Origin of the sequence: Pseudomonas sp. BRM28 (genome assembly GCF_002939405.1) — a bacterium.
GTDB classification, from domain to species: Bacteria; Pseudomonadota; Gammaproteobacteria; order Pseudomonadales; family Pseudomonadaceae; genus Aquipseudomonas; species Aquipseudomonas palmensis.
The window spans coordinates 1,519,886-1,534,090 of sequence record NZ_PEFV01000001.1 but is presented as its reverse complement, the minus strand read 5'-3'; the positions used below and the strand labels follow the sequence as shown (position 1 = coordinate 1,534,090).

General features: G+C 65.4%; 14 protein-coding genes. 7 read left to right on the top strand and 7 right to left on the bottom strand.

Annotated features, from left to right (window positions below; all coding sequences use genetic code 11):
* Window position 1: 1 nt before the first annotated feature.
* From CR917_RS07220 to CR917_RS07210, 3 genes are all read right to left on the bottom strand, one after another.
* The gene (locus tag CR917_RS07220; RefSeq protein ID WP_043862667.1) at window positions 2-937 is read right to left on the bottom strand and encodes a rhodanese-related sulfurtransferase; all 936 of its coding nucleotides are present in this window, start codon (window positions 935-937) and stop codon (window positions 2-4) included.
* A gap of 109 nt (window positions 938-1,046) precedes the next feature.
* Window positions 1,047-1,346 carry a BolA family transcriptional regulator gene (locus CR917_RS07215; RefSeq protein ID WP_043862666.1) on the bottom strand — a complete coding sequence of 100 codons (300 nt, stop codon included), beginning with the start codon at window positions 1,344-1,346 and terminating at the stop codon, window positions 1,047-1,049.
* Between the two features lie 12 nt (window positions 1,347-1,358).
* Complete coding sequence (locus CR917_RS07210; protein ID WP_043862665.1) at window positions 1,359-1,886, bottom strand: DUF2059 domain-containing protein; 528 nt, start codon at window positions 1,884-1,886, stop codon at window positions 1,359-1,361.
* 154 nt (window positions 1,887-2,040) lie between these two features.
* On the opposite strand from CR917_RS07210, the gene CR917_RS07205 reads away from it, so the two are divergent.
* A complete protein-coding gene (locus tag CR917_RS07205) occupies window positions 2,041-3,435 on the top strand; it encodes a class II fumarate hydratase (RefSeq protein WP_043862664.1) in 1,395 nt (464 codons plus the stop codon).
* A gap of 98 nt (window positions 3,436-3,533) precedes the next feature.
* Here the strand turns inward: CR917_RS07205 and pap are convergent, their stop codons facing one another.
* Window positions 3,534-5,024, bottom strand: a complete 1,491-nt coding sequence (gene pap, locus CR917_RS07200; protein WP_058541032.1) for a polyphosphate:AMP phosphotransferase — start codon at window positions 5,022-5,024, stop codon at window positions 3,534-3,536.
* A gap of 100 nt (window positions 5,025-5,124) precedes the next feature.
* Here pap and mnmC point away from each other — a divergent pair, with 100 nt between their 5' ends.
* The 5 genes from mnmC to CR917_RS07175 all read left to right on the top strand — a co-directional run bounded on the left by mnmC (window position 5,125) and on the right by CR917_RS07175 (window position 12,272).
* Window positions 5,125-7,128: a bifunctional tRNA (5-methylaminomethyl-2-thiouridine)(34)-methyltransferase MnmD/FAD-dependent 5-carboxymethylaminomethyl-2-thiouridine(34) oxidoreductase MnmC gene (gene mnmC / locus CR917_RS07195; RefSeq protein ID WP_104572068.1), complete on the top strand. Its 2,004-nt coding sequence runs from the start codon at window positions 5,125-5,127 to the stop codon at window positions 7,126-7,128.
* Window positions 7,129-7,232: 104 nt separating this feature from the next.
* Complete coding sequence (locus CR917_RS07190; RefSeq protein WP_043862661.1) at window positions 7,233-9,020, top strand: N-acetylglutaminylglutamine amidotransferase; 1,788 nt, start codon at window positions 7,233-7,235, stop codon at window positions 9,018-9,020.
* 3 nt (window positions 9,021-9,023) lie between these two features.
* Complete coding sequence (gene ngg / locus CR917_RS07185) at window positions 9,024-10,769, top strand: N-acetylglutaminylglutamine synthetase (RefSeq protein ID WP_100634461.1); 1,746 nt, start codon at window positions 9,024-9,026, stop codon at window positions 10,767-10,769.
* 22 nt (window positions 10,770-10,791) lie between these two features.
* A complete protein-coding gene (locus tag CR917_RS07180; protein ID WP_043862659.1) occupies window positions 10,792-11,976 on the top strand; it encodes an osmoprotectant NAGGN system M42 family peptidase in 1,185 nt (394 codons plus the stop codon).
* A gap of 62 nt (window positions 11,977-12,038) precedes the next feature.
* Window positions 12,039-12,272: a YheU family protein gene (locus CR917_RS07175; RefSeq protein WP_043862658.1), complete on the top strand. Its 234-nt coding sequence runs from the start codon at window positions 12,039-12,041 to the stop codon at window positions 12,270-12,272.
* Here the strand turns inward: CR917_RS07175 and csrA are convergent, their stop codons facing one another.
* The 3 genes from csrA to CR917_RS07160 form a co-directional block, all read right to left on the bottom strand.
* Window positions 12,273-12,461, bottom strand: coding sequence for a carbon storage regulator CsrA (gene csrA, locus CR917_RS07170; protein WP_043862657.1), 189 nt, complete (start codon window positions 12,459-12,461; stop codon window positions 12,273-12,275).
* A gap of 125 nt (window positions 12,462-12,586) precedes the next feature.
* A complete protein-coding gene (locus CR917_RS07165; RefSeq protein ID WP_054915866.1) occupies window positions 12,587-12,919 on the bottom strand; it encodes a YnfA family protein in 333 nt (110 codons plus the stop codon).
* 48 nt (window positions 12,920-12,967) lie between these two features.
* Entirely contained in the window at window positions 12,968-13,783 is an 816-nt protein-coding gene (locus tag CR917_RS07160; RefSeq protein WP_054915867.1) for an SDR family oxidoreductase, read from the bottom strand.
* 221 nt (window positions 13,784-14,004) lie between these two features.
* Here CR917_RS07160 and CR917_RS07155 point away from each other — a divergent pair, with 221 nt between their 5' ends.
* Window positions 14,005-14,157: a DUF3309 family protein gene (locus CR917_RS07155; RefSeq protein ID WP_010224169.1), complete on the top strand. Its 153-nt coding sequence runs from the start codon at window positions 14,005-14,007 to the stop codon at window positions 14,155-14,157.
* Window positions 14,158-14,205: the final 48 nt, after the last annotated feature.

The window sequence follows — 14,205 nt, the reverse complement described above, 5'->3', positions numbered from 1 at the left end:
ATCACACCTCGGCTTTGCGATAGTTGTGGCCGATCGGGTGCGGCATGTTGCGGGCCTTGGCCAACTCGATCTGCTTCTGCCGATCGATGGCGCTGCGCCGGGTCTTCTCGCTCAGGCTGTCCCAGCAATGCGGGCAGCTGATGCCTGGCGAATAATGCTCGGAGGCCCGTTCTTCCACGCTGATCGGGGTACGACAGGCGTGGCACTGGTCGTAGTCGCCTTCGCTGAGGTCGTGACGCACGGTCACGCGGTTGTCGAAGACAAAGCAGTCGCCCTGCCAGCGCGTTTCTTCCTGGGGGACCTCCTCGAGGTACTTCAGGATGCCACCCTTAAGATGATAGACCGCTTCGAAACCCTCGCCGAGCATATAGCTGGAGGCTTTTTCGCAGCGGATGCCACCGGTGCAGAACATCGCCACCTTCTTGTGCCGGGCAGGGTCGAAGTTGGCCTTGATGTACTCGGGAAACTCGCGAAAGGTGGTGGTCTTGGGGTCGATGGCGCCCTCGAAGGTACCAATCGCCACTTCATAGTCGTTGCGGGTGTCGATCAGCAGCACTTCGGGGTCGCTGATCAGCGCGTTCCAGTCCTTGGGCTCGACATAGGTACCGACCGTCCGGTTCGGGTCCACGCCCGGCACGCCGAGGGTCACGATCTCTTTCTTGAGCTTGACCTTGGTGCGGTAGAACGGCTGTTCGTCGCAGTACGATTCCTTGTGATCGATGTCCACCAGGCGTGCATCGCTGCGCAGCCAGGCCAGCAGGCCATCGATGCCTTCGCGGGTACCCGACACGGTGCCGTTGATACCCTCTTCGGCCAACAGCAGGGTGCCCTTGACCCCGTTGCGCTCCATGGTCTCGAGCAGCGGCTCGCGCAGCTCGACGTAATCTTTCAGGGTGACGAACTTGTACAGCGCCGCCACGACGATAGCTTGGGTCATGCCTTGATTCTCCAGGTGGTCACCCTCGCAAAGGGCGGACCGGGTCGACAATAAAAAACGCGCCGACAGGCGGCGCGTTGCGGATTCTAGCAAAAACCTGAAAGGGATTTCAGTGTTTGCTGCCTCCGGCGCAGGTGGGCGAAGCCGGCGCGCTGCCGACTTTCTGCCATTCCTGCGGGGTGTAGGTGTGCAACGCCAGGGCATGGAACTGCCCCATCAGGTCACCCAGGGTGGCGTAGACCTTCTGGTGGCGCTTGACGCTGTTCAAGCCATCGAACTGTTCGCTGACCAGCACGGCCTTGTAGTGGGTCTGCTGGCCCCGGCTGTGCATGTGGCTCTCGTCCAGCACCTCGAGGTGCTGCGGGGCGAGCGCCGCCAGGCTCTGTTCGATCTTCTGCTGCATCGACATGCTGGGCTCCGCTTAAGGTTTCTTGGCCGGTGCGGCCGCCTTGCCGGCGGACGGGTCCAGCTCGTTGGTCATGTCGGCCAGCAGCTTGTTGACCACCGGCACGGCGCTTTCAAGCTTCTGCTGGGTCAGCTGGGCCGACTGCTGGGTAACGGCAGGCATCTTTTCCAGGACTTTCTTGCCCAGTGGCGACTGGTAGAAGGCGACCAGGTCCTTGAGCTCGGATTCGCTGAAGGTGCTGGTGTACAGCTTGATCATGTCCGGCTTGAGCTTGTTCCAGCCGATGGCCTGGTCCAGGGCGGCGTTGGCCTTGGCCTGGTAGGTTTCAAGCACGGCCTTTTTGGACGCCGGCGCCTTGGTCTGCTCGAAGCGCTGGGCAAACATCTGCTGCACCTGCATGTAGACCGGGGTACCCAGTTTGTCGGCGTGCGCCATCACCAGGAATTTTTCAGCGCTGGCGTTGTGGCTGGCGGTATCGGCGAGTGCCTGGCCGCTGGCGCAGACCAGCGCGACAGCCGTGCAGAGGGCGCGAAGACGGGTCATCGAAATTCCTTAAAATAAAAAGAGGGCGTACCCAGAGTAGAGCATTCTGCGCCGACTGGGGCAGCCTGCTCAAGAGGGACGACAGGCAATGGAACCGCCATGCCGAATCAGGGCCTAAACTGCGCAAACAAGCCATTGAAGGAGTGCGTACCGCATGAGCCGTATCGAAACTGACAGCCTGGGCCCGGTTGAAGTTCCTGACGAGGCCTACTGGGGTGCCCAGACCCAGCGCTCGCTGATCAACTTTGCCATCGGCAAGGAACGCATGCCGCTGGCGGTACTGCACGCGCTGGTGCTGATCAAGAAGGCCGCAGCGCGGGTCAATGACCGCAACGGCGACCTGCCGGCCGACATCGCCCGCCTGATCGAACAGGCCGCCGACGAGGTGCTGGCCGGCGAGCATGACGACCAGTTCCCGCTGGTGGTGTGGCAGACCGGCAGCGGTACCCAGAGCAACATGAACGCCAACGAAGTGCTGGCCGGGCGCGCCAACGAGCTGGCCGGCAAGGGCCGCGGCGGCAAGGTGCCGGTGCACCCCAACGACCACGTCAACCGCTCGCAGAGCTCCAACGACTGTTTCCCGACCGCCATGCACATTGCCGCCGCACAGGCGGTCAACCAGCAACTGCTGCCGGCCATCGCCGAGCTGTCGGGCGGGTTGGCCGAACTGGCCGCACGCCACATGCAACTGGTCAAGACCGGGCGAACCCACATGATGGACGCCACCCCGATCACCTTCGGCCAAGAGGTCTCGGCCTACGTGGCCCAACTGGACTACGCCCAGCGCGCCATCCGCGCGGCGCTGCCGGCGGTGTGCGAACTGGCCCAGGGCGGTACCGCCGTGGGTACCGGGCTGAACGCGCCGCACGGGTTTGCCGAGGCGATCGCCGCTGAGCTTGCCGCTTTGTCGGGGCTGCCGTTCGTCACCGCGCCCAACAAGTTTGCAGCACTGGCCGGGCACGAGCCGCTGATCACCCTGGCCGGTGCGCTGAAAACCCTGGCCGTGGCCCTGATGAAGCTGGCCAACGACCTGCGCCTGCTCGGCTCCGGGCCGCGCGCGGGGCTGGCCGAGGTGCGCCTGCCGGCCAACGAGCCGGGCAGCTCGATCATGCCCGGCAAGGTCAACCCGACCCAGTGCGAGGCACTGTCGATGCTGGCCTGCCAGGTGCTGGGCAACGACACCACCATCGGCTTTGCCGCCAGCCAGGGCCACCTGCAGCTCAACGTGTTCAAGCCGGTGATCATCCACAACCTGCTGCAGTCGATCGAACTGCTGGCCGATGGCTGCCGCAACTTCCAGCAGCACTGCGTGGCGGGCATCGAGCCAGACCCGCAGCAGATGGCCGAGCACCTGGAGCGCGGGCTGATGCTGGTGACGGCGCTCAACCCGCATATCGGTTACGACAAGTCGGCGCAGATCGCCAAGAAGGCCTACGCCGAAGGCACCACCCTGCGCGAGGCAGCGCTGGAACTGGGGTATCTGACCGATGCGCAGTTCGATGAATGGGTAAGGCCGGAGCAGATGCTCGAGGCCGGCGGCAAAGGCTGAAAAAAGCTCTGCTACGCAGCCCGTCGCGGGTCAAGCCGCTCCCACAAGGCTGATGGAGTTCCTGTGGGAGCGGGCTTGCCCCGCGATGCGGCCAATGATCACTTCTTGTCTTTCTTGAACGCCGCCTCCAGCGCCTCGTTGATGGTGCGCAGCACCTTCACTCGCGCCCAACGCTTGTCATTGGCCTCCACCAGCGTCCAGGGCGCCACTTCGGTGCTGGTGCGGTCGACCATGTCGCCCACCGCCTCGGAGTACGCGTCCCACTTGTCGCGGTTGCGCCAGTCTTCCTCGGTGATCTTGAAGCGTTTGAACGGTATCTGCTCGCGCTCCTGAAAACGCTCCAGCTGGGTCTGCTCGTCGATCGACAGCCAGAACTTGACCACCACCACGCCAGCGTCGTGCAGTTGCTCCTCGAAATCGTTGATCTCGCCATAGGCGCGCATCCAGTCGGCCTGGCTGCAGAAGCCCTCGATACGCTCCACCAGCACCCGCCCGTACCACGAGCGGTCGAACACCGTGAACTTGCCGCGCGCCGGAATGTGCCGCCAGAACCGCCACAGGTAGGGCTGCGCCCGCTCCTCCTCGGTAGGGGCGGCAATCGGCACGATGCGGTACTGACGCGGGTCCAGCGCGGCGGCCACGCGCCGAATGGCACCGCCCTTGCCCGCCGCGTCGTTGCCCTCGAACACCGCCACCAGCGCGTGGCGACGCATGCGCTTGTCACGCAACAGGCCCGCCAGACGGGCCTGCTCGACAATCAGCTGCTCCTGGTAGTCGTTCTTGTCCAGACGCAGGGTCATGTCCAGGCTGCCCAGCAGGCTGCGTCCGTCGATGGATTCGCCCAGCGGCGCGATGTTGGTCTGGCGTCCCAGGGCCTTGGCCTTCAAGGCGTTCTGCAGGCCCTCGAGCAGGATCTTGCCCACTGCCAGGCTGCGGTAGTTCGGGTCCACGCCCTCGATGATGTGCCAGGGTGCATAGTCACGGCTGGTGCGGCGCAGCACCCGTTCGCCGAAGCGCACGAACCGGTCATAGGTCTGCGATTGCTGCCAGTCCAGCGGGCTGATCTTCCAGCTGTGCAGCGGGTCATCCTTGAGCGACTTGAGCCGCGCCTTCATCTGCTTCTTGGACAGGTGAAACCAGAACTTGAAGATCAGCGCGCCTTCGTCGCACAGCATCTTTTCCAGCCGTTCGGCACCGTTGATGGCCTGGTCGAGCACCGCGTCCTTGAACTGGCCATGCACCCGCCCCTGCAGCATCTGGCTGTACCAGTTGCCGAAGAAGACGCCCATGCGCCCCTTGCTCGGCAAGGCCCGCCAGTAGCGCCAGGCCGGCGGCCGGGCCAGCTCCTCGTCGGTCTGCTGGTCGAAGGTGCGCACCTCGATCAGGCGCGGGTCCATCCACTCGTTGAGCAGCTTGACGGTTTCGCCCTTGCCGGCCCCCTCGATGCCATTGATCAGCACGATGACCGCAAAGCGAGACTGCTGCTTGAGCTCGAACTGGGCTTCGAGCAAGGCTTCGCGCAACGCCGGCACTTCGGCGTCATAGGTTTCTTTGTCGATGGCGTGACCAATTTCGGCGGATTCGAACATACCAGGCTCCCTTCTTGGATAAGCAAGACTAGCGGATCACGCAGCCCTTTGTCGCAAGGCGATCGGCTAGAATGCACGCTTCGCTGTTGCCGAGCCGAACATGAACGACACCCCCGCCACCCCGACCCAGTACGCCCAGATCGAGTGGGATGAAAAGGGCCGCCCGTATTCACGCCAGTACGACGACATCTATTTCTCCAAGGAGCAGAGCCTGGAGGAAACCCGTCATGTGTTCATCGAGCAGAACGACCTGCGCCAGCGCTTCGCCGCGATGGCCGACGGCAGTTGCCTGGTGATCGGGGAAACCGGCTTCGGCACCGGCCTGAATTTCTTCTGCGCCTGGCAGGTGTTCGCCGACTGTGCACCGGCCGGGGCACGCCTGCATTTCGTCAGCGTCGAAAAATACCCCCTCAGCCATGCCGACCTGGCCAAGGCCCTGGCCCTGTGGCCGGAGCTGACGCCGTTCAGCCAGCCACTGCTGGCGCAGTACGTGGCGGTGCACGAAGGTTTCCAGCAGTTCGTCTTCGACCAGGGTCGGGTGACCCTGACCCTGATGATCGGCGATGCGCGGGAACAGCTGCCGCAGTTGGACGCCCCCATCGACGCCTGGTTTCTCGATGGCTTTGCCCCGGCCAAGAACCCCGACATGTGGACCCCCGAGCTGTTCGCCCAGCTCGGCCGCCTGTCGGCGCCGGGTGCCACCCTTGGCACCTTCACCAGCACCGGCTGGGTGCGTCGCGGGCTGATTGCGGTGGGCTTCAAGATGAAGCGCATTCCGGGTATCGGCAAAAAATGGGAAGTGCTGCGCGGCGCATTCACCGGCTGGCCCGCCGAGCAAGCGCCGCTCGCGCCGGTTGCCCCATGGTTCGCGCGCCCCGCGCCGCTGGCCGGCCCCCGCGAGGCGCTGGTGATCGGCGCCGGCCTGGCCGGTTGCACCACCGCCGCCAGCCTGGCGGCGCGCGGCTGGCAGGTACGCCTGCTGGAGCGCCACGCCGCCCCTGCCGGTGAAGCCTCGGGCAACCCCCAGGGCGTGCTGTACCTGAAGCTGTCGGCCCACGGCACCGCACTGTCGCGGCTGATCGTCGCCGGCTTCGGCTACACCCGCCGCCTGCTCGAACAGTTGCAGCGCGGCACCGACTGGGACGCCTGCGGGGTGCTGCAACTGGCCTTCGACGACAAGGAAGACCAGCGCCAGATCAAGCTCGACCAGGCGTTCAGCGACACCCTGCTGCGGCGCCTCGACCAGCCGCAGGCCGAAGCCGTGGCCGGGGTCGGCCTGCCCAGTGGCGGTCTGTACTACCCCGAGGGCGGCTGGGTGCATCCGCCCGCGCTGTGCCAATGGCAGGCCGGGCAACCGAACATCACCCTGCTGCCCCACCATGACGTGGTACAGCTGCGCAAGGTCGACGGCTTGTGGCAGGCATGGGACGGCGAGCGCCTGCTGGCCAGCGCGCCGCTGGTGGTGCTGGCCAGCGCAGCGGACATCCATCGTTTCGAGCCGTGCGCCGAGCTGCCGCTCAAGCGCATCCGCGGGCAGATCACCCGCCTGCCGGCCACCAACGCCAGCCGCGCGCTGGGCACCGTGGTGTGCGCCGACGGTTACGTCGCGCCGCCGCGCCTGGGCGAACACACCCTGGGGGCGAGCTTCGACTTCCACAGCACCGACCTCGCCCCCACCGCTGCCGAACATGCGAGCAACCTGGAGCTGCTGCGGGAAATCTCCGGCGACCTGGCAGAACGCCTTGGCGCTGCCGAGCTGGAACCGGCCAGCCTGCAGGGCCGCGCGGCGTTTCGCTGCACCAGCCCCGACTACCTGCCGATCGTCGGCCCGCTGGCCGACAAGGCGGCGTTCAACCAGGCGTATGCCGTGCTCGGCAAGGACGCGCGACAGCTGCCGGACACTCCGTGCCCCTGGCTGGAGGGCCTGTATGTGAACAGCGGCCATGGTTCGCGCGGCCTGATCACCGCGCCTCTGGCGGGTGAACTGATCGCCGCCTGGGTCGACAACGCACCCTTGCCGGTGCCGCGCGACGTGGCCGAGGCCTGCCACCCGAATCGTTTCATGTTGCGCGAACTGATACGCGGCAAGGGCAAGCAAGGCTGAAGGCTTATAACAGATTGATCTAAAACTCACAGGATCCGCACCGGTCAGTTCCTATGTGCCCGAATTCAGGGCACCTTCCCCAACGGAAAAACCGGTAAGGACTTATGTGCGGATTAGCTGGAGAGTTTCGTTTCACCCCTGTAGCCAACACACCACGCCCGGCGGACCTGGCCGCGGTCGAACGGATGACCCATCACCTGGCGCCCCGCGGCCCGGATGCCTGGGGCTTCCATAGCCAGGGGCCCATCGCCCTGGGCCATCGGCGCCTGAAGATCATGGACCTGTCCGACGGCTCGGCCCAGCCCATGATCGACAGCCAGCTGGGCCTGTCGCTGGCATTCAACGGCGCCATCTACAACTTCCCCGAACTGCGCGCCGAACTCGAAAGCCTGGGCTATGCCTTCTACTCGGACGGCGACACCGAAGTGCTGCTCAAGGGCTACCACGCCTGGGGCGCCGATCTGCTGCCGCGCCTGAACGGCATGTTCGCCCTGGCGATCTGGGAACGTGACAGCCAGCAGCTGTTCCTCGCCCGCGACCGCCTGGGGGTCAAGCCGCTGTACCTGTCGCGCACCGGCGAACGCCTGCGCTTCGCATCGAGCCTGCCGGCCCTGCTCAAGGGCGGCGACATCAACCCGGTGCTCGACCCGGTGGCACTCAACCACTACCTGAACTTCCACGCCGTGGTACCCGCCCCGCGGACCCTGCTGGCGAACATCGAAAAGCTGCCACCGGCCACCTGGATGCGCATCGACGCCCAGGGCCGCGCCGAGCAGCACGTGTGGTGGAACCTGCACTACGGCCCACGCACCGATGAACAGCACCTGACCCTGGAAGACTGGCGCGACCGCGTGCTCGACAGCACCCGCGAAGCCGTTGCAATCCGTCAGCGCGCGGCCGTGGATGTCGGCGTGCTGCTCTCGGGCGGCGTCGACTCCAGCCTTCTGGTCGGCCTGCTGCGCGAAGTCGGGGTCGAGGACCTGTCGACCTTTTCCATAGGCTTCGAAGATGCCGGCGGCGAACGTGGCGACGAGTTCCAGTATTCGGACCTGATCGCCAAGCACTACGGCACACGCCACCACCAGTTGCGCATCGACGAGCGCGAAATCATCGAGCAACTGCCGGCCGCGTTCCGCGCCATGAGCGAGCCGATGGTCAGCCACGACTGCATCGCCTTCTACCTGCTCTCGCGGGAAGTGGCCAAGCACTGCAAGGTGGTGCAGAGCGGCCAGGGTGCCGACGAGCTGTTCGCCGGCTACCACTGGTACCCGCAGGTGGACGGCGCCAAGGACCCGTACGCGGCCTACCGCGAGGCCTTCTTCGACCGCAGCTACGACGAGTACCGCGACACCGTGCAGCCGGCCTGGCTGCTGGGCAATGACGCCGCCGGCGACTTCGTGCGCCAGCACTTCGCCCAGCCCGGCGCCAGCGCGGCAGTCGACAAGGCCCTGCGCCTGGACAGCACTGTGATGCTGGTCGACGACCCGGTCAAACGGGTCGACAACATGACCATGGCCTGGGGCCTGGAGGCTCGCACGCCGTTCCTCGACTACCGGCTGGTGGAGCTGTCGGCGCGGGTGCCGGCCCAGTTCAAGCTGCCCGATGGCGGCAAGCAGGTGCTCAAGGAAGCCGCGCGACTGGTCATCCCCAGTGAAGTCATCGACCGCAAGAAGGGCTACTTCCCGGTACCGGGCCTCAAGCACCTGCAAGGCGCCACCCTGGACTGGGTACGCGAGCTGCTGCTGGACCCGAGCCAGGACCGCGGCCTGTTCAACCCGGCCATGCTCGACCGCCTGCTCAGCGACCCGCATGGGCAACTGACGCCGCTGCGCGGCTCCAAGCTGTGGCAACTGGCCGCGCTGAACCTGTGGCTCAGCGAACAAGGAATCTGATCGATGAAAGCCCATGCCTCACCCTATGGCCAGCGCCTGCTGCGCGGCCAGGTGCCGTCCTATGAACGCCTGCAGGCGCAACTGGCCGGCGACGGCAGCGACCCGCACGACCAGCCGCGCTGGTTGCATTGCGGTTGGGGCCGGCTGCTGATCGGCCACACCTACCCCGACCCGGCCAGCCTGGCGGCGGCCCTGGCCAAAGAGCAGCCCGGCGAGCGCGATATCGCGCTGTACGTGGCCGCCCCCCAGCAGGTACTGGCCCAGGCGCCGCAACAGCTGTTTCTCGACCCCTCCGACACCTTGCGCCTGTGGTTCAGCGACTACCGCCAGGCGCAGCGGGTGTTTCGCGGCTTTCGTATCCGCCGCGCACAGAGCGACAGCGACTGGGCAGCCATCAACGAGCTGTACGTGGCCCGTGGCATGCTGCCGGTCGACCCGGCGCTGATCACTCCGCGCCACCAGGGCGGCCCGGTGTACTGGCTGGCCGAAGACGAGGACAACAGTGCGGTGATCGGCAGCGTGATGGGCCTGAATCATCAAAAGGCCTTCGACGACCCGGAGCACGGCAGCAGCCTGTGGTGCCTGGCCGTGGACCCCAACTGCACCCGGCCCGGGGTCGGCGAAGTACTGGTACGCCACCTGATCGAACACTTCATGAGCCGCGGGCTGAGCCACCTCGACCTGTCGGTGCTGCACGACAATCGCCAGGCCAAGCGGCTGTACGCCAAGCTGGGCTTTCGCACCCTGCCCACCTTCGCGGTCAAGCGCAAGAACGGCATCAACCAGCCGCTTTTCCTGGGGCCGGGGCCGGAGGCCGGGCTCAACCCCTATGCGCGGATCATCGTCGAGGAAGCCTACAAGCGCGGCATCGATGTGCAGGTGGACGATGCCACCGCCGGGCTGTTCACCCTCAACCACGGCGGACGCCGGGTGCGCTGCCGCGAGTCACTCAGCGACCTGACCACCGCCGTGAGCATGACCCTGTGCCAGGACAAGAGCCTGACCCACAAGGTACTCGAAGCCGCCGGCCTGAGCCTGCCGGCGCAACAGCTGGCGGGCAACGCCGCCGACAACCTGGCCTTTCTGGAAGACCACGGCGCGGTGGTGGTCAAGCCGCTGGATGGCGAACAGGGCAACGGCGTGGCGGTCAACCTGACCTGCCTGCAAGACCTGGACGCCGCCATCGAGCACGCGCGCCAATACGACAGCCGCGTGCTGCTGGAAAGCTTTCATGAAGGGCTGGACCTGCGCATCGTGGTCATCGGCTACGAGGTGGTGGCCGCCGCGATTCGTCACCCGGCCTCGATCGTCGGCGACGGCCAGCACGCCATCGGTGCGCTGATCGAAGCCCAGAGCCGCAGGCGCCAGGCCGCCACCGGTGGCGAAAGCAAGATCCCGCTCGACGCCGAAACCCAGCGCACCCTGCACGCCGCCGGGGTCGACTACGACACCATTCTGCCCGCCGGCCAGCGCCTGGCCGTACGGCGTACCGCCAACCTGCACACCGGCGGCTGCCTGGAAGACGTCACCGCACGCCTGCACCCGACCCTGGTGGATGCCGCCGTGCGGGCCGCCCGCGCCCTGGACATTCCGGTGGTCGGCCTGGACCTGATGGTCAAGGCCGCCGACCAGCCCGACTACGTGTTCATCGAAGCCAATGAACGGGTCGGTCTGGCCAACCACGAACCCCAACCCACTGCCGAACGCTTCGTCGACCTGCTGTTCCCGCACAGCCGGCCGGTGCCGTGACAACGCCCCACGAGGAGTCCGCATGCCTGATCAATTGCCCGAACCGGACCTGACCTATCTGCAGAAGGTCCTGCTGGAAATGCTCGCCATCCCCAGCCCCACCGGCTTCACCGACACCATCGTGCGCTACGTGGCCGAGCGCCTGGAAGAACTGGGTATCCCCTTCGAACTGACCCGGCGCGGCACCATCCGCGCCACCCTCAAGGGCCGCAAGAGCTCGCCCGACCGCGCCGTTTCGGCGCACCTGGACACCATCGGCGCCAGCGTGCGCACCTTGCAGGACAACGGCCGCCTGGGCCTGGCCCCGGTTGGCTGCTGGTCGAGCCGTTTCGCCGAGGGCAGCCGGGTCAGCGTGTTCACCGACACCGGCGTGTTTCGCGGCAGCGTGCTGCCGCTGATGGCCAGCGGGCACGCCTTCAATACCGCGGTCGACCAGATGCCGGTGAGCTGGGAGCACGTCGAGCTGCGCCTGGATGCCTACTGCACCACCCGCGCCGACTGTGAAACCCTGGGCATCGGCATCGGTGACTTCGTGGCCTTCGACCCGTTGCCCGAGTTCACCGAAAGCGGCCATATCAGCGCCCGTCACCTGGACGACAAGGCCGGCGTCGCGGCGCTGCTGGCCTCGCTCAAGGCCATCGTCGAAAGCGGCATCCAGCCACAGATCGACTGCCATCCGCTGTTCACCATCACCGAAGAGACCGGCTCGGGGGCCGCCGCCGCATTGCCGTGGGACGTCAGCGAATTCGTCGGCATCGACATCGCCCCGGTCGCCCCCGGCCAGCACTCCAGCGAACACGCGGTCAGCGTGGCCATGCAGGACTCCGCCGGCCCCTACGACTACCATCTGTCGCGCCACCTGCTGAGCCTGGGCCGCGAGCACAACCTGCCGGTGCGCCGGGACCTGTTCCGCTACTACTTCAGCGACGCGCATTCGGCGATCACCGCCGGGCATGACATCCGCACCGCGCTGCTGGCGTTCGGCTGCGACGCCACCCATGGCTACGAGCGCACCCATATCGACAGCCTGGCTGCCCTCAGCCGCCTGCTCAGCGCCTACCTGCTCAGCCCACCGGTGTTCGCCAGCGATTCCAAGCCCACCGGCAGTTCGCTGGAAAGCTTCAGCCACCAGCTGGAACACGACGCACAAATGGAAAGTGATACCCGCGTACCGGCGGTGGACAGCCTGGTTGGCCAAAAAGGCTAGCCACATGCAGGAAAGGTTTCGCGTAGCATGTGCGAAACCTTTCCTGATTCTGTAGCTTTTTTATGTTGATACCCTACGACCAGCTCGAAGCCGACACCCTCACCCGCCTGATCGAAGACTTCGTCACCCGCGACGGTACCGACAATGGCGACGACACCCCGCTGGAAACCCGTGTACTGCGCGTGCGCCAGGCGCTGGCCAAGGGGCAGGCGGTGATCCTGTTCGACCTGGACAGCCAGCAGTGCCAACTGCTCGCCAGGCATGAAGTGCCCCGCGAGCTGCTCGACGATCAGTGATCAGGCGCCCAGGCCGCCCTTGCCCAGTTGCTCGGCGATACGCCGATAGATTTCTGCACGGTGCACCTCCACATCGCGTGGTGCGCAGATGCCGAAACGCACCGTGTTGCCGTCTACCGACAGCACCTTGATCTTGATGTCGTCATCGATGGTGATGACCTCGCCGACTTCGCGCCCTATGACCAGCATTCTCCAATCCTCCACATCAGGGGAGAGTGAAGACTGAACCGGGTGCTGAAACGGTTCAACGCTCTGACAGGCAAATAGACAATTCCCACAACTTTGCGGGAATTTGCCTACAAGATCCTACCCGCTCAGCTGTTTTGCAGACGTGGTCCGATCACGATGATGGTGGCGCCGATCACGCACAGCAACGCACCGAGCCAGTCGCTGCCCATCGGCCGGGCACGCTCCACCACCGCCAGCCACAGCAGCGAAGTGACGATATAGATGCCGCCATAGGCGGCGTAGGCGCGCCCGGCGTAGGCCGCCTCGACGCGGGTCAGCAGCAGGCCGAACAGGGTCAGGCTGAGCAGCGCGGGGGCGATCCACCAGCCGCTCTTGCCCAGCCGCAGCCACATGTAGAAGGCATAACAGCCGGCGATCTCGAACACCGCCGCCAGAAAGAACCACACATAATTCATCACGTCCGCTGCTACCCGCGCAAAAGCGCCTAGCATACCGTAGCGAACAGCCTACGCCTGCGTCTGACGCCCCTTGGCACGCATTCGCACGGCCATCTCGGCCATTTCGTCATACAGCGCCTGCGGGTCGCGCTGCTTGAGCTGCCAGGCCAGGCGCCCCTGCTCGTGGGGCAGAATCATGAAGTCACCGCGCGCCACCCCCTCGTAGATATAGCCGGCAATGTCGCTGGCGCTGATCGGCGAGCTTTCCAGCAGTTTGCCCACCTGGGCCTTCATTGCCGGGGTGGGGCCGCGGAACGAATCCAGCAGGTTGGTCTGGAAGAACGACGGGCACACCACATGCACCGCCACCTGTTGCTGGCGCAGCTCCACCAGCAGGCTTTCGGACAGCGCCACCACCCCGGCCTTGGCCACGTTGTAGTTGCTCATGGCCGGCCCCTGCATCAGCGCCGCCATGGACGCGATGTTGATGATGCGGCCCTTGCTGCGTTCGAGCAGCGGCAGGAACGCCTTGCAGCCCTTGACCACGCCCATCAGGTTGATCGCGATCTGCCAGTCCCAGTCTTCCAGCGACAGCTCGGCAAAAAAACCGCCCGACGCCACCCCGGCGTTGTTGACGATCACATCGATGCCGCCGAGCTTTTCTTCGCAGGCCTGGGCCAGGGCGGTGAGCTGGCTGTAGTCGCGCACGTCGCAACGCTGGACGAAGCCCTCGCCGCCCGCCTCGCGCACCAGCGTGAGGGTCTGCTGCAGGCCGGCCTCGCCGATGTCGCTCAGGGCCAGTTGCCAACCCTCGCGGGCCCAGCGCAGGGCAATCTCGCGGCCAAGGCCGGACCCGGCGCCAGTGATCATCATGCGGTTTTGCATAGCCGGATGCCTTGTTCCTGAAGTTGAAGGCCAGTGTAGCGAAGGGTGCAGCGACGCCCACGCTGTATCAGGATGCTGAATGGCGCGGGCAAACACATATCGAACTAAACTTTTAGTTGCCTGTGGGAGTCCGAATTAACAGGCGGACATGAACGTCATGACCGAAGAGATGGATCGCAACTGCACACGCTGATTACCGTACTCAACAAAAGGACTCTGCCATGGGCACCATACTTATCATCATCCTGATTTTGCTGTTGATCGGTGGCTTACCCGTTTTCCCGCACTCCAGAAGTTGGGGCTACGGCCCGTCCGGCATCATTGGTACCGTGCTGATCATCCTGTTGATCCTGTTGTTGCTCGGCAAGATATAGAAACCCGGGGGTGCAATGGCCCCCACATAAAAAAAACGGCCCGAAGGC